This window comes from Chondromyces apiculatus DSM 436, from assembly GCF_000601485.1.
GTDB lineage: Bacteria > Myxococcota_A > Polyangia > Polyangiales > Polyangiaceae > Chondromyces > Chondromyces apiculatus.
The window spans coordinates 1-22,071 of the sequence record NZ_ASRX01000100.1 but is presented as its reverse complement, the minus strand read 5'-3'; the positions used below and the strand labels follow the sequence as shown (position 1 = coordinate 22,071).

At 71.9% G+C, this 22,071-nt stretch carries 19 protein-coding genes; 3 read left to right on the top strand and 16 right to left on the bottom strand.

The genetic code is table 11. The features are described from left to right. Positions 1-24: 24 nt before the first annotated feature. The 3 genes from CAP_RS39510 to CAP_RS46580 form a co-directional block, all read right to left on the bottom strand. Entirely contained in the window at positions 25-1,446 is a 1,422-nt protein-coding gene (locus CAP_RS39510) for a formylglycine-generating enzyme family protein (RefSeq protein WP_044250617.1), read from the bottom strand. Continuing rightward, complete coding sequence (locus CAP_RS46585) at positions 1,443-5,081, bottom strand: vWA domain-containing protein (protein ID WP_052376776.1); 3,639 nt, start codon at positions 5,079-5,081, stop codon at positions 1,443-1,445. The genes CAP_RS39510 and CAP_RS46585 overlap by 4 nt, the downstream gene beginning before the upstream one ends. A 153-nt stretch (positions 5,082-5,234) precedes the next feature. After that, positions 5,235-6,035: a metallophosphoesterase family protein gene (locus CAP_RS46580; RefSeq protein ID WP_156041556.1), complete on the bottom strand. Its 801-nt coding sequence runs from the start codon at positions 6,033-6,035 to the stop codon at positions 5,235-5,237. 30 nt (positions 6,036-6,065) lie between these two features. Between CAP_RS46580 and CAP_RS39495 the strand changes: the two genes are divergently transcribed. After that, entirely contained in the window at positions 6,066-6,839 is a 774-nt protein-coding gene (locus CAP_RS39495; protein ID WP_044250615.1) for a glycerophosphodiester phosphodiesterase family protein, read from the top strand. Positions 6,840-6,937: 98 nt separating this feature from the next. Here CAP_RS39495 and CAP_RS39490 read toward each other — a convergent pair whose 3' ends face one another. The 7 genes from CAP_RS39490 to CAP_RS55430 all read right to left on the bottom strand — a co-directional run bounded on the left by CAP_RS39490 (position 6,938) and on the right by CAP_RS55430 (position 14,047). Next, positions 6,938-7,615, bottom strand: coding sequence for a hypothetical protein (locus CAP_RS39490; RefSeq protein WP_044250613.1), 678 nt, complete (start codon positions 7,613-7,615; stop codon positions 6,938-6,940). Next, complete coding sequence (locus tag CAP_RS39485; protein ID WP_044250611.1) at positions 7,612-8,871, bottom strand: methanobactin export MATE transporter MbnM; 1,260 nt, start codon at positions 8,869-8,871, stop codon at positions 7,612-7,614. The genes CAP_RS39490 and CAP_RS39485 overlap by 4 nt, the downstream gene beginning before the upstream one ends. A 12-nt stretch (positions 8,872-8,883) precedes the next feature. Then, complete coding sequence (locus CAP_RS39480) at positions 8,884-9,882, bottom strand: MbnP family copper-binding protein (RefSeq protein WP_081865745.1); 999 nt, start codon at positions 9,880-9,882, stop codon at positions 8,884-8,886. Positions 9,883-9,967: 85 nt separating this feature from the next. Further along, on the bottom strand, positions 9,968-11,725 hold the full coding sequence (locus CAP_RS39475; protein WP_044250609.1) for an LA_2272 family surface repeat-containing protein: 1,758 nt from the start codon (positions 11,723-11,725) through the stop codon (positions 9,968-9,970). A 76-nt stretch (positions 11,726-11,801) separates the two neighbouring features. Further along, entirely contained in the window at positions 11,802-12,887 is a 1,086-nt protein-coding gene (locus CAP_RS39470) for a hypothetical protein (protein WP_044250607.1), read from the bottom strand. After that, on the bottom strand, positions 12,884-13,486 hold the full coding sequence (locus CAP_RS39465) for an RNA polymerase sigma factor (protein WP_231511971.1): 603 nt from the start codon (positions 13,484-13,486) through the stop codon (positions 12,884-12,886). Before CAP_RS39465 ends, CAP_RS39470 begins: the two co-directional genes overlap by 4 nt. Positions 13,487-13,921: 435 nt before the next feature. Next, positions 13,922-14,047: a hypothetical protein gene (locus CAP_RS55430; protein WP_269325000.1), complete on the bottom strand. Its 126-nt coding sequence runs from the start codon at positions 14,045-14,047 to the stop codon at positions 13,922-13,924. Positions 14,048-14,062: 15 nt separating this feature from the next. On the opposite strand from CAP_RS55430, the gene CAP_RS39460 reads away from it, so the two are divergent. Further along, positions 14,063-15,439 (top strand): monooxygenase, encoded by a 1,377-nt coding sequence (locus tag CAP_RS39460; protein WP_044250605.1) that lies wholly within the window; start codon positions 14,063-14,065, stop codon positions 15,437-15,439. 29 nt (positions 15,440-15,468) lie between these two features. Here the strand turns inward: CAP_RS39460 and CAP_RS39455 are convergent, their stop codons facing one another. Both CAP_RS39455 and CAP_RS39450 read right to left on the bottom strand, forming a co-directional pair. Continuing rightward, positions 15,469-16,281 (bottom strand): hypothetical protein, encoded by an 813-nt coding sequence (locus tag CAP_RS39455; protein WP_197041549.1) that lies wholly within the window; start codon positions 16,279-16,281, stop codon positions 15,469-15,471. Positions 16,282-16,520: 239 nt separating this feature from the next. Continuing rightward, on the bottom strand, positions 16,521-16,988 hold the full coding sequence (locus tag CAP_RS39450) for a hypothetical protein (RefSeq protein WP_044250601.1): 468 nt from the start codon (positions 16,986-16,988) through the stop codon (positions 16,521-16,523). A 361-nt stretch (positions 16,989-17,349) separates the two neighbouring features. Here CAP_RS39450 and CAP_RS39445 point away from each other — a divergent pair, with 361 nt between their 5' ends. Beyond that, on the top strand, positions 17,350-17,838 hold the full coding sequence (locus tag CAP_RS39445) for a hypothetical protein (RefSeq protein WP_156041555.1): 489 nt from the start codon (positions 17,350-17,352) through the stop codon (positions 17,836-17,838). Between the two features lie 82 nt (positions 17,839-17,920). On the opposite strand, the gene CAP_RS39440 is transcribed toward CAP_RS39445, so the two are convergent. The 4 genes from CAP_RS39440 to CAP_RS39425 all read right to left on the bottom strand — a co-directional run bounded on the left by CAP_RS39440 (position 17,921) and on the right by CAP_RS39425 (position 21,676). Continuing rightward, positions 17,921-18,610, bottom strand: coding sequence for a response regulator transcription factor (locus CAP_RS39440; RefSeq protein WP_081865742.1), 690 nt, complete (start codon positions 18,608-18,610; stop codon positions 17,921-17,923). Beyond that, on the bottom strand, positions 18,607-19,902 hold the full coding sequence (locus tag CAP_RS39435) for a sensor histidine kinase (RefSeq protein WP_044250597.1): 1,296 nt from the start codon (positions 19,900-19,902) through the stop codon (positions 18,607-18,609). Before CAP_RS39435 ends, CAP_RS39440 begins: the two co-directional genes overlap by 4 nt. Before the next feature lie 189 nt (positions 19,903-20,091). Further along, entirely contained in the window at positions 20,092-20,373 is a 282-nt protein-coding gene (locus tag CAP_RS39430; RefSeq protein WP_156041554.1) for a hypothetical protein, read from the bottom strand. A gap of 199 nt (positions 20,374-20,572) precedes the next feature. After that, positions 20,573-21,676, bottom strand: coding sequence for a peptidase associated/transthyretin-like domain-containing protein (locus CAP_RS39425; protein WP_052376774.1), 1,104 nt, complete (start codon positions 21,674-21,676; stop codon positions 20,573-20,575). Positions 21,677-22,071: the final 395 nt, after the last annotated feature.

Sequence of the window (22,071 nt, the reverse complement as noted above, 5' to 3'; positions counted from 1 at the left end):
GTCCCCTCACCGTGCAGCGCGCAGCTACTGGCGGCAGCACCTGAAGCCGATGTTGGGGAGGAGCGTGCCCTCGGCGGCGCGGGCGGGCAGCTCCATGGTGCAGGCGAGGCCCATCGCGGGGGACAGGTAGGAGCCGCCGTGGAGCTGGAAGATGCGGTCGGGGGCCTGGGCGGCGTTGGTCTGGGTGCGCGTCCACTCGGTGACGTTGCCAGAGAGGTCGGCGAGGCTGGGGCTGCCCAGGTTGCAGGAGGCGATGCTGCCGGTGGGCGACACGACGCCGCTCGCGTTGCGGTCGACGCCGTTGCAGGCCGTGCCGGCGTAGTTGCTGCCGTAGGGGTAGAGGGTGTCGGTGGCGCCGCGGCAGGCGTCCTCCAGCTCGGCGGCGGTGCAGAGGCGGAAGCCGGGGCCGCGCGCGGCGCAGGCGGCTTCGGCTTCGCTGAAGGAGCCGCCGGTCCAGGGGAGGACGCCGGACGTCGAGCAGGCGACGGTTTCGAGGATGCCCGGCATGGCGGCGGTGGCGTCGGGGCGGGAAGCCTCGAAGCGGTCCACGAACACCGAGGCGTTGCTGAGGAGGGGCGCCATGGCGAAGGCGGAGGGGGGGAGGTCCTCGTCGACGAAGCCGTCGCAGTCGTCGTCGACGCCGTTGCACTGCTCGGGGGACGGGGGCATGGGGTCGGGCAGGACGGAGAGGTCGCAGATGGTGCGGCCTGCGTTCTGGGGGTCGCAGATGCGCACGCCGTGATCGGCGCACTGGCCGAGGGCGTTGTCGGAGCAGTCGTCGCCGAGGTCGGCGAACCACTCGTCGACGTCGCCGTCGCAGTTGCCGTCGATGCCGTCGCAGCGGGTCTCGTTGTGGCGGACGAAGCCGCTCACGACCTCGACGTCGGGCGGGTACACGCAGCCGAAGCCAGCGGCGCCGTTGCACACCACCTGGGTGTCCTCGCAAGGGGTGCCGGGGACGATGGTGCAGAGGGTGGTGGGGAAGACGAGGTCGGGGTCGTCGCCGTCGACGAGGCCGTCGCAGTCGTCGTCGATGCCGTTGCACTGCTCGGGGCCGAGCACGGCGACGGGGCAGGTGTACTCGCAGCCGTTCCCGGCGTTGCCGTCGAGGTCGTAGGAGCCGTCGACGCAGTCGTCGATGACGCAGGCGCCCATCTCGCAGCGGGGGAAGGCGCTGGGGAGGAGGCAGCGGTTGTCGCAGGCGCCGCAGTTCTCGATGTCGTTCTGCACGTCGGCGGTGCAGGGGGGGCCGCCACCCTGGTTGGGGGTGCCGCCGAGCCCGAGGTCGTCGCCGCCCTCGCCACCGGAGCCGCCAGCGCCGCCCGTGCCGGCAGCAGGCTCGCAGTCGGCGTAGCAGTAGGCAGGGCCCTGGCAGCCGGCGGCGACGAAGGCCCCGAGGGCCAGGGCGAGCAGGCCAGAGGTGCCGAGGAGGGTGCGCGCGTTCATGCGGCCTCCTTGTCGGCGCGTGCCGTGGCGAGGGTGGTGCTGCTTGCGCAAGCGCTGCGGGGAGCGCGCCTCGGAGCACGCCTCGCAGCACGCCTTCGCAGAGCGGTCGCTGCGGCGCATGCGGCCGCAACGATCAGCCAGCCGCCGGATGCGGTGCTGCGTGCGCCGGTCGGTGCCGTGGCGCAGCCGCCGCCGCCCACGGCCTGGCCGTAGACGCCGCGGGGGGGCGTCTCGCCGCCGCCGCTGGGGGTGGTGGTGCTGGTGCTCGAGGTGTCGCCGCCGGTGCCGCCAGTGCCGCCGGTGCCGCCTCCGCTCGCGCTCCCGCCGCCGGTGCCCGAGGGGTCGACGCAGACGCCCTCTTCGCAGACCTGGCCAGAGGGGCAGGTGATGTCGTCGCAGGTCGCCTTCAGGCAGAAGCCTTCCTTGCAGAGGAGCCCCGGCGGGCACGCGAATTCGCCGGCGTCGCAGGGGATGGCGCACTGGCCGGAGACGCACTGGCTCGCGCCAGGGCACGGGGCTTCGTTGTCAGCGAGGCCGTCGCAGTCGTCGTCCTGGCCGTTGCAAAGCTCGGCCTGGGGGCCGACGGCGCCGACGCAGACCGGGCCGGCGTTGATGCAGAGCACGGTGCCGGGGCGGCAGGGGAGCTGGTCGTTCGGCGCCGTGGGGGGCTGGCAGTCCTGGCCGTAGATGGTCGGCTGGTTCTGGGAGACGTCGGGCTCTTCGTCGATGCTGAGGTCGCAGTCGTTGTCGATGCCGTCGCAGATCTCGGGCGAGGGGGTGCAGGTGGGGCAGTCGAGCGGGAGGCCCGCGTCGTCCTCGTCGATGAGGCCGTCGCAGTCGTCGTCGATGCCGTTGCAGACCTCGGGGCTCGGGGAGGCGCCGGGGTCGGTGAGGACGCACTCGGTGCCGGTGCCGTCGGCCTTGCAGACGTAGGTGCCCACGCCGAGGCAGGCGCCGAGCTCGCCGTCGGTGCAGACGAGGCCCTTCTCGGGGAAGTCCTCGTCGACCAGGGTGTCGCAGTCGTCGTCGAGGTCGTTGCACATCTCGAAGCGCTGGTTCTGGCCGATGATCTCGGCGAGGGCGTCGGCGAGCTCGCTCTTCGAGGAGGCGAAGAAGGCCTGCTGGGTGCCGCCCGCCTGGGCGATCTGGTTGAGCTGGGTCTGCTCCGCGGGGAGGACGGAGAAGCCGATGACGTAGGTGGGGACGGGCTTGCCGTTGATGCCCGAGAGCAGCTCGGAGGCGGCCTGGACGGCGTTGCCGCCGCAGCTCTCGGCGCCGTCGGTGAGGAGGATGGCGGCGTAGGAGCGGCACGCGCTCACGGCGTCGCAGGTGACGATGGGGGTCAGGTAGTCGTGGGTGGCTTCGAGGGCGCCAGCGAGGGGGGTGGGGCCGGAGCCGCGCAGCTCGCAGTCGCCGTTCGGGCAGTGGTTGCCCTCCAGGGTGCCGCTGTCGAACTGGGCGTCTTCGTCCTCGGTGCCGTCGAGCCAGGAGAGGTAGCGGTTGATGGGCTCGTTGAAGCCGACGAGGAACTGCGAGCCGCGGCGGGGGGGGCCGCAGGAGCCGGCGTAGTTGATGCAGTCGGAGGTGGGGGGGTTCTCGGCGGCCTCGGGGAGCCAGCCGATGGGCATGTTGCTGGTGAAGGTGCCGCTCGCCGGGAAGCCCGCGCCCGGGTAGAGCTGGGCGAGGACGCACTGGTTGTCCGGGTAGAGGGCCGGGTAGAGCGGCGTCGTGTTGTTCGAGGGGTCGTCGTAGGAGCAGCAGCTCTTCGCGCACTCGAAGTTGGCCGCGGACTGGCAGCTCCGGTTGACGCCGACGTCCTGGTAGTAGCGGGCGAGGGCGAAGTCGCTCTCGGGGAAGGCGCTGAGGACCTGGGAGAGGGCCTCCTTGGCGATGAAGAGGCGGGAGTTGTTGCCGGGGATGGTGTCGGGGTCGCTCGCGGTGTCGACACCCGGGAAGTCGACGGAGCCGTCGCCGAAGGTCGGGGTGCCCTGGAGGTCGTTGAGCATGGAGCCCGAGGTGTCGACGATCATCGCGAAGCGGGGGCGCGCGTCCTCGGCGGGGACGCCGCACACGGCGGGGTCGAAGGCGCAGAGCTGGGGCTCGCCGCCCACGCAGGAGGCGATCATGGTGCCGTCGGGGCAGGTGATCATGCCGAGGTCCTCGTCGACCTGGCCGTCGAAGTCGTTGTCGTAGCCGTCGCAGATCTCGCCGACGTAGCCGCTGTCGATCTGCAGCTCGCCGGTGCCGCCGCCAGCCTCGCCGGAGCAGATGGGGCAGATGCCGCCGACGCCGCCGCGCACGTCGAAGATGGCCTGGGGGTGGATGTTGCCGACGCGGGACTGGACGTTGATGATGCCGCCGCCGCCGCCGCCGGCGCAGTCGTCACAGGTGCCGTTGTTCTGGGTGGCCCGGCACTCGATCTCGTTGTCGGTGGGGTCGAAGGGCGTGCACTGGTTGCTGCTGTTGGCGCAGACGGAGCCGAGGTTGCCGCCGAGGTTCTTGCAGGTCTGGCCGAGGAGGGCGTTGCACTGGCTGTTGTTGCTGCAGGGGGTGCAGTTGCAGGGGCCGCAGCGCCCCGCCTGGCAGGTCTGCCCCGACTCGCACTGGTTGTTCGCGGTGCAGGGCAGGCACTTGGGCTGGGAGTCGCCGCCGCGGCCGCCGCGGGCGCTGACGCGCGCGGAGGCGGCGATGCTCACCTGGTCGGCGATGATCAGCACGCCGCCCCCGGCGCCGCCGCCCGCGGAGTCGTTGCCGACCGCGCAGCCGCGGTGACCGTCGGCGCTGACGCGGCCGGCGATGCTGATCATGCCGGTCTGGGCGCCGTTGGCCGCGAAGAGCACGATGCGACCGCCGCCCCGGCCGGCGCGCAGGCCAGGCTCGAAGCCGTCGGCGCAGCCCTTGTCGCCTCCGGCCGCGCCGAACTCGATGTCGTAGATGCTGTGCCGGAACGCGCCTCCCGCCACCGTGGGCAGCGCGTTGCCGGCGCCCGTCGCAGGGTTCGCGGTGCCGCGGCAGGTGGGGAAGCCGGGCTCGGTGGTGGTGACACAGGCGGTGCCCGCGGCGTTGAGGTTGCCGCAGTCCTCCTCCCACTCCTGCGGGAACTGGCAGGTGTTCGCGTCTCCGAAGCTCTGGCAGTCCTTGGTGCCGCGGCCTCCGTTGCCGAAGTGGGCGCCGCCGCCGCCCGAGTCGAGCACCGAGCAGCCACCCCGTCCGCCCGAGAGGGGCGCCGTCGCCGGTCCCTCGCCGTCGCCGCAGTCGACCCCCCGGTAGCCGGTGCCCTTGGCGAAGATGCGCGAGGTGGCGTCCACGGTGATGACGTCGGCCTTGATCACGAGCTGCCCCGTGTTGACGCGATCACCGTTGTAGGCGGTGGTGCAGACGAGGGCGTTGTTCGTCAGCGAGACGACGCCGAACGTCTTCACGCCGCCGTAGCGACACCCTCGGTTCTGGCCCGCCGTGGCGTTGACCTGGCAGGTGGTGTCGACGGGCGTGCCGCCGTCGGGGCACACCGCAGGCCCCGCGACGTTGCCGTCGAGGATCAGGTCTGCCGCGAAGGCGCGCGGGGAGAGGAGGAGGAACGCGGCGAATGCTGCGAAGGCCAGCACTGCGCGCGCAGGGGTGTGGAGACGGTACATGCCAATCGTCGAACGTATCGAGGGTGAGGCGCCCGTGTCCATGGGCTCACGCGCCCGACGCGCCCGACGCGCCAGACGCGCCAGACGCGCCAGACGCGCCCGACGCGCCAGACGCACCCGTCGCACACGTCTGGCGCCGCCGTGATCGTCCCCTCAGCGGGACTCGTAGACCAGCCTCGCCGGCAGCTCGAGCGCGGTGAGGAAGCCGCCGCGGCCGCAGCGGGTGTCGAGACCGACGGTCGAGGGGCCTGCCCACAGGTCCGCCGGATCCTCCGGAGTGTACGAAGACAGCTCTGGCGGTAGCAGCTCGGTCGAGGTGTGACCGAAGACCACCAGCTTGCCCCGGTAGTCGCGGAAGAAGCGCTGGTCGCGGAGCCAGAGGAGCGCGCGCGGGGCCTCGACCTGCGCCTGGGCAGGGTGGAGGAAGCCACGGGGGCCGTAGGGCAGGCCGGCGTGCACGTAGATGGCGTGCTCGTCTTCGTGGAAGTAGGGCAGCGAGCGCATCCACTTGACGACGGCGCGGGGGAGGAAGGAGCCCTTGAGGAGGCGCTTCAGCTCCTTGGGGTCGGGCTGCTCGTCGGGGCTGGGCTGAGGGCGGCGCTCGAAGGAGCGCAACGCCTCCAGGCAGCCATGGCTGCGGGGGAGCACGAACTCCGGCCAGCCGTGGTCGAGGATCTCCAGCCAGGCGTCTTCGTGGTTGCCGCGGAGCGCCACGACGCGGGCGGGGGTGCGGCGGGGGAGGTCGCGGAGGAGCTGGATGACCTCGGCGGAGCAGGGGCCGCGGTCGAGGTAGTCGCCGAGGAAGACCAGGGTGTCGGTCGGGACGAGCGGGGGCAGCCGGCCGAGGAGGGTGCGCAGGGCCGTGAGGTCGCCGTGGATGTCGCCGATCGCGAAGGTGCGGCCCGGCATGGGGGTGAGCCTCGCCTGCCTCGCCGCCGAGTGCAAGCTGGACACGCGCGGGGGCGACCTCCTAGCGTCGCTGTCATGCGCTACGCCGACGGGCCCCGCCCTCGCCTCTTCGGTCACCGCGGCGCGAGCGGTGAGCTGCCCGAGAACACCTTGCCCGCGTTCGCGGCAGCCCTGGAGGCAGGCGCCGATCGGCTGGAGCTGGACGTGCACCGGACGGCGGACGGGGAGATCGTGGTCTTCCATGATCCCACGCTGGATCGCACCACGAGCGGGAGGGGGTTGCTCGCGGCGCACAGCCTCGCGGAGCTGTCGCGGTTCGATGCCGGGCACCACCACGTGATGCCCGATGGGTCGATGCCTCACCGGGGGCGCGACTTCCGCATTCCACGCCTGGCGGAGGTGCTCGAAGCGTTCCCGGGGGTTCCGGTGAACATCGAGATCAAGCCCGACGATGATCGCGCGATCGAGGGGACGCTGGCGGTGCTCGACGGCGCGAAGGCGCGGGAGCGGACGCTGCTCGCGGCGGAGCAGGTGGCGCTGCTGCAACGTATCCGGGCAGCGGCGCCGGAGGTGCTCACGGGGTTCGCGGCGGAGGAGGTGATCGCGTTCATGATGGCCGGGAACACGCCGGAGTACCGGGCGCCCGGGTTCGCGCTGCAGGTACCGCCGTCGTTTCAGGGGATGCCGGTGGTCACCGCGGAGTTCGTGGCGCGGGCACATGCGCTGGGGGTCGAGGTCCATGTGTGGACGATCAACGACGCGGCGGAGGCGGAGGCGCTGCTCGCGCTCGGGGTCGATGGGATCATGAGTGACTTCCCGGGGCGGATTGCGCGGCTGCTGGGGCGGTAGGGCGGGGCGGACGCAGGGCGCGGTCGGGAGGACACGCGCAGAGGGCGGTCAGGGGGACACCCGCAGGGCGCGGCCGGGAGGACACGCGCAGGGCGGGGTCAGGGGGACACGATGAAGGTGCTCGGCTCGCCGGCGAAGGGGCCTGCGTCCTCGGCGATGACGTTGTCCTCGAAGACGGCGTTGGTGATCACCAGGGTGAGGGGCTGGGCGGCGGTCTGGAGGCGCTCCCACTCGGAGGGGTCAGGGGTGTAGGTCAGGACCGAGGTGAACACCCGCATCACCACCTGGTCGTCGTCGGAGGACGTGAACACCAGGAGGTAGCCGCGGCCGTTCAGGGGGGAGCCGTGGGCGCGCGCTTCGCGCTCGGGGCCGAGGAGATCCAGGAGCGGTGCGAAGGCGCGCCGCAGCGGCGAGGAGGCGCGGTCGTTCCAGGGGAGAGGGAGGTTCGGGGGTGGCCGACGGTCAGGGAGGCGCATGTCGCCGAAGGCGTCGCGGATGTGCCAGCGCAGCTCGGGGGCGGTGGCGCCGGTCAAGGTGGCGCCGTGGACGGGGACGTCGATGACTGCGGCCTGGGCGGGGACGTCCTCGGGCGCGACGGCGAGCAGCGCCCGCAGGGCTTCGTCGGTGGCGCCGCCGCGGTAGATGACGCCCGCGAGGAGGTCTTCGTCGTCGGGCTCGGGGGAGGTGGCCTGGGTGCAGGCGCCCGCGTGGAGCAGGGCCGAGGCGGCGAGGGTCGAGAGGGCGGTGCAGGCCAGGCGTCGGGTCCAGGGCGTCATGGGGTCTCCGTCCAGGGATCCGACAGGCGCGGATCGGTGAGGAGCTTGTCGTCGGTGAGGGACTCCAGGAAGGCCTTCACGTCGTCGCGCTCGGCAGGGGTGAGGGTGAAGCCGAGGAGGAGCTCGCTCTTGAAGGGGCTGTCGCTGCCGACGCCGGCGTGAGGGCCGTCGGGGATGGTGCGGCCGCCGGAGCCGTAGTGGTCGAGGGCGTCGTCGAGGGTGGCGACGCTGCCGTCGTGCATGTAGGGGGCGGTGACGGCGATGTTGCGCAGGGTGGGCGCCCGGAAGCGGCCCATGTCGGCGGCGAGGCCGGTGATCTCGCGCAGGCCGGTGTTGCCCTCCGGGTAAGCGCCGGTGCCGCCGATGTTGTAGAGGCCCGTGTTGTGGAACATGACCTCGGTGAAGGTGCTGCCGTCGTGGGTCACCGAGTCCGAGAAGTTGAAGCCGCCGTGGCAGTGGAAGCACTCCATCTGCTCGGAGAAGAAGAGGTCTCTGCCACGCAAGGCGGAGGGAGTCATGGCCGTGGGGTCGCCGCCGTAGGTGTAGCGGTCGAAGGGGGAGCGGTACGAGAGGATGGTGCGCTGGAAGGCAGCGATGGCGCGGGTGATGTTCTTCAAGGTGAGTGGGCCGTCGTCATCGCTGTCGTCAGGGAACGCGGCGGGGAACAGCTCCTGGTAGAGGGGGTCGGCGGCGAGGCGTTCGAGGAGCTCGACCTCCTTGCCGGCGAGACCCAGCTCGACGGGCTCTTCGCCGAACATGGGGACCAGGGCCTGCTCTTCGAGGGTGTCGAGCAGGGGGTTGGCCCAGGTGAGGGCGGAGATGAAGCCGGTGTTGGCGAGGCTCATGGAGCCGCGGGGGTGGACCTCTCCGGTGGAGCCGACGGAGAGGGCGAGGCCGTCGGTGAAGGCCAGCTCCTGGCGGTGGCAGGAGGCGCAGGAGAAGTCGCCGGTGCCGGAGAGGCGCTGGTCGTAGAAGAGCCTGCGGCCCAGCTCCACCTTCACGGTGGACATGGGGTTGTCCGTGGGGACCTTGGGGCGCGGGAAGCCGGGAGGGAGGCCCCAGTCGAAGGGCTGGGCGTCGTCGCCGCCCTGGCCGCCCTGGCCGCCCTGGCCGCCATCGCCGCCCGTGGGGTTGTGGGCGCCGCTGCCGCCCTCACCCGAGGTGGGGGTGTTGCCGTCGTCTCCGCCGCTGCAGCCGACGACGGTGGCCCAGCCCAGAGAAAGCACCAGCGCTGCTGAAGGCACCCGCAGGGTCATGGCGACGTCCGATCACTCCACGCGGAAGAGTTGCTGGGAGGGGAGGAGGTCGCCGTTCTCGATGTCGATGCCGAGGCGCTCGAAGATGGGGGCGCACTCCGGGTCGGTGGGGCCCGACATGCAGCCCGGGGCGCCGCCGCCGTTGGTGGCGAGGTCGCTCTCAGCGATGAGGGCGGCGTAGTCGACGAGGATGGGGGTGGTGAGAGGGTCGAAGCCGGTGAGGACGACCTTGACGACGTTGGGGCGTTCGCAGGTGACGGTCTCGCCGCCCATGGCGTCTCCCGTGCAGCCGGTGGCGCCGAGGTGGAGGTTGAAGGCCTCGGCGGCGCCGGTGGGGACGCTGTCCACGCGGAGGAACTTGTAGCCGGCTTGCCAGTTCCAGAACATGGCGGTGAGGTTGAGGGGCGAGGGGGCGACGGCGGCGTCGGCGTGGTTGAGATCCGCGGGGACGCCGAGCTTGAAGGCGACGCCGGTGTAGGGCCTCTCCTCGGTGACGCCGAGGACGCGCTGGTTGGTCTCGACGGTGCCGTTGGCGCAGGCGCCCGAGCGGTCCTCGAAGTCGAGGAGGGCGAGGGACTGGTGCTGCCAGGGGGTGTCGGAGGAGAGGGTCAGAGGCACCTCCGTGCCGTCCTCGGCGATGAGGGCGAAGTCGTGCAGGTAGAGGCGGAAGTCGGTGAAGGAGACCTCGGTCGCGCCGGTGCCGAGGCCCGGGTAGGGGGTGGCGCAGTCGAAGGTCTCGTCGCCGACGCGGCCCTCGAAGTTCAGCTCGACGTCCATCATGCCGGAGCCGCCGGAGCCGCCAGAGCCGCCAGAGCCGCCGGAGCCGCCAGAGCCGCCAGAGCCGCCAGAGCCGCCAGGGCCGCCGGAGCCGCCAGAGCTGCTGGTGCTGGTGGTGGTGGTGCTCGATCCAGTGGGGTTCTCCGGCTCGTCGTCGCCGCAGGCTGCGGCGAGCAGGAGACCGGGGACGAGACAAAGAACGACGGGGACCGTCCTCGACAGTGCAAGCTTCATGGTCATCTCCACGCCGGGGAGCCAGCGCGCGGTAAGGTCTACTGCGCGCCGTCTGCCCCTGCGATGCGGTGAATTTTCGCAGTCGTCACAAGCCCTGAACGCCAAGCGTGAACCCTGGCCACATGGCGCGGAGGGCGAAGCCGGTGTCGCCCTCGTGGAACCGCGCTCCTCCGAGCAGGCCCAGGCTCTCTGCGTCAGGGTCCGCGGAGAGGTGCTGGTTGAAGGTGAGTCCCCCGAAGAGCGCGACCCCGCGGAGCAGGCGCACGCCGAGCACGGCGCGGAGCTGCAGGACCAGGGAGAAGGGGTCGGAGGGGGCGATGAGGGAGTAGGAGAGGAGGTCGACGTCCACGAAGAGACGGGAGGTGGCGTCGAGGTGGCCGCCGAGGCCGTAGGCGACCCAGGCGCGGACGCCGTCGCTGCCGGGGCGGATGCCGGCGCCGTAGAGGTTGTGGAAGGCGTCGCCGCCGTGTTTGAGGCCGGCCATGAGGAAGCCCTCGTCGGTGGCCCAGAGGTCCACGTGGGTGCGGCCCTCGGGGATGATGGTGAGGACGCCCAGCGAGAGGGTGGAGCGGGGGGCGATGTTGACGACGCCGAGCTGGAGGCCGGTGATGCCCTGGGCGGCGATGTTGACGGCGCCGAACTGGACGCCGGAGAGGGTGCCGGTGGTGATGTTCGCGAGGCCGAGCTGGACGCCGGAGAGGGCGCCGGTGGTGACGTTGACGCCGCCGAGCTGGAGGCCCTCTGCGTCGCCGGTGGAGACGTTGGCGCCCGCTGAGGTCTGCACGCCGGTGAGGGCGGTGCCGGTGTTGCCGAGGACCGAGAGCTGCCAGCCGGAGACGGGGGCGGTGACGAGGTTCGCGCCGACGGCAGCCTGGACGCCGCAGGCTCCCTGGGTGGCGATGTTGAGGCCGCCCAGCTCGAAGCCGAGGGGGCCCTCGGAGAGGCCGACGGTGAGGTTCAGGGCGAGGTTGCGCCTCACGTGGACGCCGGTGAAGGTCGAGGTGCCGACGAAGGGGGCGAGGTCGAGGCCGAAGGGGGTCACGGAGGCGCGCGCAGAGGGAGGGCGCCCGCAGGGGGAGGGCGCGGAGGGCGCGGAGGGCGCGGGGGGTGTGGAGGGTGCGGAGGGTGCGGAGGGCGCGGTGGAACGGGGAGCGCTGGGGCCGGAGGGGGTGGTGAGGCCAGGGGCGGAAGGGTTGGTGGTGGGGGGGGAGGCTCCCCTGCCCTGCTCGGGTGAGGGGCGGCGCGGGGCTGGGGCTGCGAGGGGGGGCGCTGCGGGGAGGCGCTGTCCGAAGGCTTCGCTCAGCTCTGCGGCCTCGTTGCGGACCAGGTTGCCGGCGAGGAGCGCGATGACTTCGACGGCCTGGGCAGGGTTGGCCGGGAGGTCCACGGCGCGCTCGACGAGGCGGCCGTCTTCGGCGTGGAAGGTCAGGGCTGCGCGATGCGCAGTGGGCGCGGTGGACGCGGTGTCGCGGCGGAGGACGAGGGCACTGGGGCCGGTCCAGGAAGGGGCCAGCGTCACGGTCATGCCGAGCTCGCGCGCGATGGCTGACCGCACCTGCTCTGCGTCGGTGCCGGGGGGGAGATGCGCGAGGACGAGCACCAGGCGCGCGTCCATCAGGGGCGCGCCGGATGTGGCGTTGGCGGCGGCATCAGCGTCGGCGGCGGCGGAAGGCGGGGGGTTGCCAGGAGGGGGCGCGGGATCTGCGGCGAAGGATGCGGGGGCGTGTCCGAGGGCGGCGCCGAGGAGGGCGGGGAGGAGGGCGGGGAGGAGGAGCGCTCGACGCCACGCGCGCGCGCCGGGGGCGCGGGGGGCCCAGGTCGAGGGGTCGGCGGCCGGAGGCATATGCGCTGGGTGCCCGCGCGGGTCGTGTTCGTTCAACGTCGCGCTTCGTTCAGCGTCGCGTTTCGTTCAGCGTTGCTCAAGGAGCGGGGGTTGCTGCACGGTCCATGGCGTCGAGGAGGGCCTGGGCCTCGGCCTGGCGGTAGCCGCCGAAGGCGCCGCGGGCGAAGGGGTCGAGGGCGCTGCGGGCTTCGGTGGCGCGCCCGAGGCGCACCAGGCACAGGGCTCGGTTGTAGCGGGCCTCGGTGGCGAAGCGGCCGCGGGGGTCGGCGCGCAGGTAGGCGTCCCAGGCGGCGAGGGCGGCGCTGGCGTTGCGCGCGACGAAGTGCAGGCGATGGGCCTCCTTGTAGAGGGCGTGCTCCTTCGAGACGGGGTCGGGCTGTGGGGTCCGGGGAGCGGCTGCGCTGGCGCCTTCGGGCGCGGTCACCGGGGTGGCGGCAGGCGCGGCGGGGGAAGAGGCCGTCGAGGTGGCGGAGGCGGGGGCCTCGGGGCGAGGAGGGACGTCGGAGGCGGCGGGGGGCTGGCGGGTGGCGTCGCGAAGCGCTGACGTGCCGGCCGCTGACATGCCGGCTGCTGACGTGCTGGCCGCTGACGTGCCGGCTGCTGACATGCGGACCGCTGACGTGGCAGAGCGCGCGGCGGGGGGCGCTGCGACGGGGAGCGCTGCGACGGGGACCGCGGAGGGTGCTTCGTCAGGGGTGTCGACGCGCGCTGCTGAGGGAGATGCGGTGGTTGCTGCGGAGGGTGCTTCGTCAGGGGTGTCGATGCGGGCTTCCGGGGGCGATGCGGCGGGGGCTTGTGCGGGGGGTTCGGTGTTGGGGGCGTGGTCGGTGTCCTGTGCGCCGTGGGTGTTCGAGCCCTGGCCGGCAGCAGGGGCGTCGGAGGAGGCGGGGGGCGTGGAGGGAGGGGTCGCGGGCGCCACGTCGTCGAGGAGCGAGGTCATGGCGTTCCACAGGGCGGGGAGCCTGCTCGGGCCAGCCCAGGCCAGGGAGCCCACCACAACGGCGGCCAGGGGGAGCACGGTCTTGATCAGGGTGAGGCGGCGCGCGCGCTGGTTGCGGAGGCTCGCGAGGATGCGGGCGCGGGTGGCGTCAGGGGTCGCAGGGGTTTCGCCGGTCTGCTCGCGCAGGGCGCGCACGGCTTCCTGGAGCACGTCGTGGTTCATCGGATTCCCTGCTCCTCAAGGAGGGCCCGGAGCTTCTGGCGTGCGTGGAAGACGCGGGTGCGGACCGTGGCTTCGGGGATGCCCATGATCTCGGCGGCTTCGCGGGAGGTGTACTCGTCGACCTCGAAGAGGACGAAGGCGACGCGCTGCTCCATGGGGAGGGCGTCGAGGGCAGTGGCGAGGGCGCGGGCGAGGGAGGCGCGGTGGGCGAGGTGCTCGGGGTCCTCGGCGGTGGACTCGGGCTCCTGGGCGAAGCGGGCCATGGCGGCGCGGTTGCGGGTGGCGGCGCGGAGGTGGTGGCGGGCGTGGTTGACGGCGATGGAGATGAGGAAGGTGCGGAGGGAGGACTTGCCCTCGAAGCGGCGCACGGCCGAGGGGAGGCTGACGAAGACTTCGTGCACGAGGTCCTCGGCGGCAGCGTCGTCGCCGAGGAGTCTGCGGGCGAAGGCGCGCACGGCAGCGTGGTGCTGGTCGTAGGCGGTGCCGATGGCGGAAGGGTCGCTGCGGCGGAGGCGCTGCACGAGGGCGGCCTCGGCGCGGTTGCCGCCCTCTTCCTTGCCGGGCATGACCAGCGCGCCGAAGAGCTGCATGACGCTCATCGCCGCTCCTGCGGCAGGTGGTCAGGTGACGAGCAGGCGCGGGGCAGCGAGGCCGGTCGGGCCTGGCAGGACCACTCCCTGTTTCTTGCAGCTCGCTGCATCATCCGACGGCGCTCATCCCACGAATCGTTGCTGGTTGACGAGGGCGACCGCTGCCCCGCCGCGGGCCCCCTGAACCAGGCCTGCGCCCTCCGTGCCCGCACCCCGGGAGAACGTTCAGGGGGCGATGTCGATTTTCGGGGGCGGCTTGTTTCCACGGCGTATCCGCTGAGGAGGCTGAGAATTTAACGCGGCGCGTTGGGTAGAGGGGCGTCAGGGCGGGACCGTCGTCAGGGGACCGTCGTCAGGGACCGTCGTCAGGGACCGTCGTCAGGGACCGTCGTCAGGGGACCGTCGTCAGGGACCGTCGTCAGGGGCCGTCGTCAGGGACCGTCGTCACTGCCGGCGGTCGGCGAGCGTCGACAGGCCAGGGGCAGGGGTGGTCCTCAAGGGGTCGGTGAGAAATGTGGAGCTGCCATTGAACGGATCGGGGGCGAGGGGGTACGCAGCTCCATCATTCACGAGGAGAGGCCAGCCATGCCGAGTCACGCCGTTGGGTTCTGTGTTGCGGGGCTGCTGTCATTGCCGATCGTCGTCGGCTGCAGCGGCGGGGAGGACGACGTTCGCGAGGAGCCCACGTTCTGGCAGGACGTGGCGCCGATCATGATGTCGAAGTGCGTGTCGTGTCATCAGAAGGAAGGGATCGCGCACTTTCCGCTCGATGATTACGAGGTGGCCAGGGAGCGGGCCGGCGCGATTGATGATGCGGTGCAGAGTGGGAGGATGCCGCCCTTCCTCGTGGACCACGATGGGAGCTGCGGCGATTTTCAGGATGATGTGACGCTCACCGCGGGGGAGCTGGATGTCATTCACCGGTGGGCGGCAGGGGGGCGCGCGGAGGGGAAGCGCGCGGAGGGGCCGGCGGGGCTGCCGCCGCTGCCGATGCTGGAGGATGCGACGGAGTACAGGACGCCGCTGGTGACGCCGGTGGTCGATCCCTCGAACCCGCTGGGCGCCAATGACGAGTACCGGTGCTATCCCATGCCGGCGGGGATTCCCGGGGAGCGGTTCATCACGGGGTACCAGGTGGTTCCGGGCAATCCGGCCATCATTCATCATGCGGCCGTTTACGTGGTGAATCCCTCGGCGCCGTCGTACGTGGATGGGAAGACGAACGGGGAGGTGATGGCGGAGATGGATGAGGCTTCGCCGGAGCGGCCGGGGTGGGATTGCTTCGGGGGGCCCGGGGACGCGGTGGTGCATCACGCGCTGCCGGTGACGTGGGCGCCGGGGCAGAACGTGGTCGAGTATCCGAAAGACGTGGGGCTGCGCATTGCACCGGACGATGTGATGGTGGTGCAGATGCATTACAACCTGCACGGGCACGGGGAGGATGGCGGGGGGAGCGCGCGGCATGGGGGGTCGGAGGAGGCGGACTCCACGCTGATCCGGCTGCGGTATGCGGAGTCGGTGAAGCGGAGCGCGATGATGCTTGGGTATGATGGGCTGCTCGGGAGCATGTTCGCGGGGGATCCGCACAGTCTGCCGCAGGGGCAGGCGAATGCGAGCTACTCGTGGGAGGTGCCGCGGGAGGCGCTCGATGTGGCGGCGTCGGTGCCGGCGCTGGAGGTGCTGGGGGTGATGCCGCACATGCACGAGCGGGGGCGGACCTTCGAGATGAGCGTGAGCACGGGGGGGCAGAAGGAGTGCGTGGCGCGGGTGGATGCGTGGGATTTCCACTGGCAAGGGCTGTACTGGTACCGGACGCCGCCGCGGATCGAGGCGTCGAGCCTGGTGGGGGTGACGTGCACGTATGACACGCGCGATGCCGAGGGGCCGGTGCTGCCCGGGTGGGGGACGGAGAACGAGATGTGCATGTCGTCGTTCATGGTGGCGCCGCCGGCGGAGCCTTGAGGGGCGGCGCGGCGCGGGGGGGGCGGGGGTCAGAAGCGCGCGGCTACGGTCATCTGGACCTTGGCGAGGAAGGGGTCGCCGGCGACGGGGAGGTGGGTCTCCAGGCCGAATTCGGCGTAGCGGAGGATGAGATCGCTGCCCAGGACGAGGGCGCCGCGGGATTCGCCGGCTTCGGTGGCGATGGGGACGGCGCCGTAGATGCCGCCGCGGACGACGACGAAGGGGTGGAGCAGGGTTCCGGCCGTTGCGAAGAACTCGATCTCGGAGGCGTTCATGGGGTTCACGATGGGTCTGGGGCCGCCGCCGTGGTGGGCGTGCTCGGAGGCGGCAGCGAGGGCGCGTCCGTAGGCGACCTGGACCTGGAGGAAGGGCGCGAGTCCTCGCCAGGTGAGCCAGAGGGCGGGCATGAGCATCACATGGCCCATGCCGAGGTCTCGCTCGGGGTCGCCGGAAGGGAAGGTGGCGGCGAGGGCGATGCCGGTGTTGAGGTTGGAGAGGCTGTTGGTGTCCATGAAGGGGACGCGGACGTCGGCGAAGACGTCGCCGAGGCCGAGTTCGGGGAGGCCATTGCGGACGATGCGGTAGGCCGGCATTGCGGCGCGCAATTCCACCCACTTGTGCTTCCAGGAGACGTCGAGGGAGGTGCCCTGGTATTCGCCCTCGTAGCGCTCGGTGGCGTAGGTGGCGGCCTCGACGCTGAGGCCGACCCGGAGGCGGAGGGGTTTGACGAAGTACTCGACAGGGTGGTCGGGGTGGCAATGGTCGGCGTGGGCCTCGGAGGAGACGCCGAGCACGACGAGGAGCGAGGCGGCGAGGGGCAGGAGCGCGCGGGGCCTGGTCACGGGGTTCTCAGGGCAGGTCATGGGTTCCTTGAAGCGCGTTACGGGTCTCGAAGCGCGTCACGGGTCTCTCGAAGCGCGTCACGGGTCTCTCGAAGCGCGTCACGGGTCTCTCGAAGCGCGTCACGGGTCTCTCGAAGTACGTCACAGGTTCCTCGCGCGACGCTGTTGGCTGGCTGCGGGGGTAGCGACCATCGGGAGCGTAGGGGCCGAAAGGCCCCTGATTCAGGGTACGCAGTACCTCAGGGCATGCCGCAGGCGAGCCACTCGCCGAGCTGGCGGCGTTCGGCTTCGGAGGGGGCGGGGTAGATGGGGGGCATGCTGTCGTTCACGCGGTCGGGGCCGGCGGCGGTGGTCTGGTCGATGTGGTCGGCGCCGGCTTCGTGGCAGGCTTCGAGGGTGTCGAAGTTGTGATCGGTGGGGGCGCCCTGGCGCTGGGCGCCGGTGAGGTGGGCGCTGTGGCAGCTCGTGCAGTAGGCCTCCATGAAGGGGCGGCCGAAGGTGTCGTAGGTGAGGGTGGAGTCGGGGGGGCAGGTGGCGCCGGAGAGGTTGGTGAAGCCCGGTTCGTCGCCGTCCTGGCCGGCTCCGTCGCTGCAGGCGGCGGCGGTGAGGGTGAGGGCGGCCCAGGCGAGTGCGATCCAGGGGCGTCTGGACAGGTTCCGGCTCGTCATGCGGAGGGTGCTGTAGCGCCGCTCGGAGCGGCTCGGCATGCGGTGAATTTTCGCACCTCGGTGGTGCGGGAGGGGCTCATGCCTCCGCGGCCGCCGAGCAAAGCCCGGCCGGGACGGTTGGCGGAGAGAGGTCAGCGGGCGCGGGGCGGTTTGCTTGGTGACGGCGACAGTAGCGAAGCAGCAGGCGAAGCGAGCCAGCATCCAGCGCGCTGCCGGGACAGCGCGTGTCGCAGGGCCAGACGCCGCGAGGCTTCGTTTTACGAGGGCTTGTGAACGGTTGGCGCGTCGTGCGGGGTCGGGGCCCAGCGAGTACTGCGATGCCGGTTGAGGTCACCCATCGGCAACGCACACGGGTGTGGGACGCGGGCTGTAGGATGAGGGGCGAAGAGGAGGCGCGGCCATGTCACAGATGGACGAGATCAACCGGCGCCACTGGGAAGCGGCATGCAAGGCCGTTGGCGAGGCGCGTCGCGCGCTGGAAGAGGTGACGCAGACCGAGGCCGACGCCTTTGCAGCGAGGCTCCGGCGCATCGTGGCTCTCGCGCTGGAGGGGCTCGACCCGGCGATGTGGACGGTGAAGGGCAATGGCGCCGCAGAGTGCCCCGAGGGGCGCGCAGAGGTGCGCCTGTTCGTGCGAGTGGACGTGCGCGGTCTGCCCATCCCTGAGGCAGAGGAGGCGGGACAGCGTGCCGAGGGGGCGCTCCTCGCGGCAGGGCTCGCGCCTACCGCCGTGAAGCGGATTGGCGGCAGCCTCCTCGTCGTGGGCGAGGCGCTCCCGATGACCCCTGAGCTAGCCGCGCTTCACGAGGCGGTGAGCGAGGCCAGAGAGTGGCGTCGGAGCGAGCAGCGCTTCGCCCCTGATCCGCCAACCAGGCGTAGGTCAACTTGAAGGCTGGTTGGGCTATCTAGGACAACCCGCGCGGGGGAGGAGCAGCTCGCGCGGGGGAGGAGCAGCGGCTCGCGGGGGAGGATCAGCGGCTCGCGGGGAACTTGGCGAGCTTGTACTGGAGGGTGCGGCGGTGGATGCCGAGGACGCGGGCGGCGCGGGACACGTTGCCGCCGCACTCCTGGAGGACGCGCTCGATGTGCTCGAATTCGAGGCGGGCGAGGGAGGGGACGTCGAAGGCTGGGGGGTCGGCTTCGACGGGGGGGTCGGCGTCGAAGGCGGCGAGGATGCGGTCGGCGTCGGCGGGCTTGGTGAGGTAGTCGCGGGCGCCGAGGCGCATGGCTTCGACGGCGGTGGCGATGCTGCCGTAGCCGGTGAGGATGACGACGACGAGGTCGGGGGTGAGGGCGAGGAGGTCGCGGACGACGGCGAGGCCGCTCGGGCCGGGCATCTTGAGGTCGATGACGGCGCGGTCGAAGGGGGCGGCGCGGGCGGCGGTGAGGGCTGGGTCGTGGGCCTCGGCGGTCACGACGTCGAAGCCGCGCTGGCGGAAGGCCTTGGCGAGGCGCTCGCGGAAGCGGTCGTCGTCGTCGACGACGAGGATGCGGAGGGGACGCGGGACGCCATGGGGAGAGAGGTGGGAGGTCGACGGTACTTCAGATCCATCCACGCTCTTTTTCTCGGTGCTCTCGGTGCTCTCGGTGCTCTCGGTGCTCTCGGTGCTCTCGGTGCTCTCGGTGCTCTCGGTGCTCTGGGGAGGCGGTGAGGGGGTCATGATTCGACCAGGGTCTTTCTGGGGAGGCGCAGGGTGGCGCGGGTTCCGCCGTCGGGGCGTCGTTCGAGGGTGAGGGAGCCACCATGGCTCTCGGCGAAGGCGCGGGCCAGGAAGAGGCCGAGGCCGAGGCCGCGGCCAGGTTCCTTGGTGGTGAAGAAGGGCTCTCCGGCGCGGGCGAGGATGTCGTCGGTCATGCCGGTGCCGCGGTCCTCGACGGAGAGGCGGAGGAGGTCGTCCTCGGCGTCGACGCGGACGTGGACGTCGGCAGTTTCGGGGCTGGCGTCGAGGGCGTTCTTGACGAGGGCGGTGAGGGACTGGAGGGCATGCTCGCGGGGGAGGTGTACGGGCCAGGCAAGGGGGCCGGTGTCGAGGGTGACGCGGGCGCGGCGCGGGGGGTCGAGGCGGGCCTGGAGGAGGGGGGGGAGTTCGTCGAGGGTGATGGTGGCGGTGCCGGCGTCGGTGGTGGCGCGGGCGCCCATGCGGCGGAGGATGTCCTGGCAGCGGTCGACTTCGGCGAGGATGAGCTGGGCGTCTTCGTGGATGTCGGCAGCACCAGGGAGGCGGGCGAGGGAGAGCTCCATTTCGTGGGCGGCGACGGAGATGGTGCCGAGGGGGGAGCCGAGTTCGTGGGCGGCGCCGGCGGCGAGGGTGGTGAGGGAGGCGAGGCGGGCGTGGCGGGCGGCGTTCTCGCGGAGGCCGGCGATCTGCTCGCGCTGGAGGGCGATGGTGACCGCGATCTTGCGGACGAAGTAGGCGACGAGGCCGGCAGCGAGGGTGAAGGCGAGCCACATGCCGTAGAGGTGGGTGCTGAACTGGTCGCCAGCAGGCATGTGCATGTGGTGGGCGTGCTGGTGATGGGCGTGGTCGGCCTGGAGGGGGAGGAGGAAGAGTGCTGCGAAGGAGGTGATGGAGAGGATGGCGATGAGGGTGGTCCAGCGGGCGCCAAGGACGACAGCCGCCATGGTGATGTGGACGAGGTAGAGGACGCTGAAGGGGTTGGTGGCGCCGCCGGCCGCAGCGAGGAGGCCGGTGAGGACGAGGGTGTCGAGGGTGAGGACGCCGCCGAGGACCATGGAGGCGGCGCGGCTCGCGGGGTTGTTGCGGACCCAGACGGAGAGGGCGGCGTTGGAGAGGCCAGAGGCGGTGATGAGGGGGGCCAGGGCGATCCAGGAGAGCTCGACCTCGAAGCCGTAGCGGGCGATGAGCACGGCGGCGGCCTGGCCGCCCAGGGCAAGCCAGCGCAGGCGGATGAGCCAGGGGAAGCTCACCTGGGTGTCGACGTCGGGCTGCATGAGGGGCGATCTGGCGGGCAGAGGGCGGGGCGTCAAGGAAGGGCGGAAGCAGAGAGGGAGACGCGCGGGGGAAGAGAGGGAGACGCGCGGGGGAAGAGAGGGAGAGGTGCAAGGGGAGAGCGCGCGGGGAGAGCGCGCGGGGAGATGAGAGGGGTGGCAGGCGGGGCGGGCGGAGATGGAGGGGGCGCGTCAGGGGAGGAGCAGGGTGGTCACCTCGGCGACCATGGCTGCTGCGACGAGCAAACGCACGGTCCGGGTGCGCCAGGCGGGGAAGGGCCACATCTTCCAGGAAGGCGCCCTGCCCTCGTCTCTGGCGACAGCCTTGCGGGCGTGGTCGGCGCAGATGGCGCACCACTGCTCGCCGTCCCAGGGGACGTCTTCGAGGCCCATCTCGCGCAGCATCCGCGCCTCCCACGCAGCCGCTTCGGGGCTCAACGGTCTGCACACGTGCCGGATGAATCGACGCGCCATGCTGCCTCGCTCGGGCGCGCTTCACGCGCAGCCCTCACAAAGAACAATTACGGCTCGGGGTGTCGGATTTCCATTCAGGGGGGGAGTTCGTATGTGACGGGCGGGGGGGAGGGTCTCCGGAGGGGAATCGGGAGGTGTCAGAAGAATTCGATGCACTGCTGCGCAAGGGCAGGCTGCATCGCCGAGAGAGGGGTGGTCGTCACCAGCCGCCCAGCACGGCCACACCTGCCTGGTTTCTGCCCAGCAGGGGTGCCCACTGAAGGGGCGCGGGCTGTCCCTGGGTGCGGGTCTCCGCGCTGCCGCGTCCCAGGAGCACCGGCCAGAGCACGTACGCGGCTGCTCCAAGCGCCAGCGCCCCGCCGGCCACGAAGGCCACCCGCGCGCCGTTTCCGAGCGTGTCGACGCGATCCAGCGCGGACGCCAGCTCGTCGCAAGGGTCCGCGAACGCTCCAGGGGACACGCACTGGCCACCCTCGCTCAGGATCTTGCCGCGCACCTGGTCGGCGTCGGCGCTCGTTGCGTTCGAGGTGACCGTCAGGCCGATGCCCAGTCCGATTCCGGCGACTGCCGCGCCACCCAGCACGAACGCGGGGAGCAGGCTGCGCTGGGTTCCAGGGGTCGCGTCCGCGCCCAGGGTCACCGTCAGTGCAGATCCAGGCGAGGGCGTCGTGCCTGCGGCTGGGGCGGAGGGCGGTGTCACCGGTGCAGGCACGAGCGTTAACGACACGTCCTGGGAGGAGCCAGGGGCGGCGACGATGGTCTCGTTGGCTTCGCGGAAGCCCTGCTTCCGGGCGATGATCTGGTGCGCGCCAGGGAGGACGAACACGGCGTCGGCGAGGTCGTCCGGGCGGATCTGCTCGCCGTCCACGAGGACCTCGGCGCCCTCGACGCTCGGCCGCAGGCGCAGGGCGCCGACCTTTTCGAGGGTCTCGTCCAGGAAGTGCCGGGTTCTGTCGCGCTGCGCGGGCTTCGCGGACGGGGGCGCGGAGCGCAGGCCGAACGCGAGGAGGGCCGCGGTTTCGCGCCACTTCTCCAGGCGCACCATGACCTCGCCCAGGTTCGCCGCGACGTCGAAGGTGCGGGAGAGCGCCCAGGCCTTGCGGTAGGCCGCCTCGGCGTCGGTCCAGCGCTTCTGCGCGAAGGCCGCGTTTCCCTCCTGGTAGAAGCGCGCGGCCTGCGCTCCAGGGGAAGAGGCGTAGGGGGCCGGGGGCCGGGGCTGCGCGAGAGGGGGCGGGGTCGGCGCGCCCGTGTCTTGCGCCCATGCCGCAGGCGAGGCACCCATCACGGCCGTCGCCGTCGTCACGGCGGCCAGCGCCCGAGCACGAGAGGGGCGTGACTCCGCGCGGGTTCGAGGGGGCGCGCGTGCGGATCAGGCAGGGAGAGATCGCGCGGGGCGGCTGCGTCTAAGGCAGGCGCTGCATGGGCGCCGACCTGCGGCTCATCGGCTTCCCGCCTGGGCTCGTCCATGCGCGCGCTTCGACCCTCCGCGGCGGAGTCGGGCGCTGCACCGAAAGCTGCCCGGGTGAGGCAGAGGCGGGGGGAAGGAGGCGCTCGGTGCGCAAGAGATCAGGAGGAGGGTGGGAGGAGGGGGGAGAGACTAGGGGATAGGAGGAAGATGGGAGGCGAGGCAGGGAGAGGGAGGGGCAGGGGGGAGAAGACGGGGTTGGCGGGGCGGAGAGGGGGTGAGAAGGGGGGGAT

Coding starts and splice junctions, on each gene's coding strand:
- CAP_RS39510 (WP_044250617.1), bottom strand. CDS start 1,446: ATGAACGCGCGCACCCTCCTCGGCACCTCTGGCCTGCTCGCCCTGGCC.
- CAP_RS46585 (WP_052376776.1), bottom strand. CDS start 5,081: ATGTACCGTCTCCACACCCCTGCGCGCGCAGTGCTGGCCTTCGCAGCA.
- CAP_RS39495 (WP_044250615.1), top strand. CDS start 6,066: ATGCGCTACGCCGACGGGCCCCGCCCTCGCCTCTTCGGTCACCGCGGC.
- CAP_RS39490 (WP_044250613.1), bottom strand. CDS start 7,615: ATGACGCCCTGGACCCGACGCCTGGCCTGCACCGCCCTCTCGACCCTC.
- CAP_RS39485 (WP_044250611.1), bottom strand. CDS start 8,871: ATGACCCTGCGGGTGCCTTCAGCAGCGCTGGTGCTTTCTCTGGGCTGG.
- CAP_RS39480 (WP_081865745.1), bottom strand. CDS start 9,882: ATGAAGCTTGCACTGTCGAGGACGGTCCCCGTCGTTCTTTGTCTCGTC.
- CAP_RS39475 (WP_044250609.1), bottom strand. CDS start 11,725: ATGCCTCCGGCCGCCGACCCCTCGACCTGGGCCCCCCGCGCCCCCGGC.
- CAP_RS39470 (WP_044250607.1), bottom strand. CDS start 12,887: ATGAACCACGACGTGCTCCAGGAAGCCGTGCGCGCCCTGCGCGAGCAG.
- CAP_RS39465 (WP_231511971.1), bottom strand. CDS start 13,486: ATGAGCGTCATGCAGCTCTTCGGCGCGCTGGTCATGCCCGGCAAGGAA.
- CAP_RS39460 (WP_044250605.1), top strand. CDS start 14,063: ATGCCGAGTCACGCCGTTGGGTTCTGTGTTGCGGGGCTGCTGTCATTG.
- CAP_RS39450 (WP_044250601.1), bottom strand. CDS start 16,988: ATGCCGAGCCGCTCCGAGCGGCGCTACAGCACCCTCCGCATGACGAGC.
- CAP_RS39445 (WP_156041555.1), top strand. CDS start 17,350: ATGTCACAGATGGACGAGATCAACCGGCGCCACTGGGAAGCGGCATGC.
- CAP_RS39440 (WP_081865742.1), bottom strand. CDS start 18,610: ATGACCCCCTCACCGCCTCCCCAGAGCACCGAGAGCACCGAGAGCACC.
- CAP_RS39435 (WP_044250597.1), bottom strand. CDS start 19,902: ATGCAGCCCGACGTCGACACCCAGGTGAGCTTCCCCTGGCTCATCCGC.
- CAP_RS39430 (WP_156041554.1), bottom strand. CDS start 20,373: ATGGCGCGTCGATTCATCCGGCACGTGTGCAGACCGTTGAGCCCCGAA.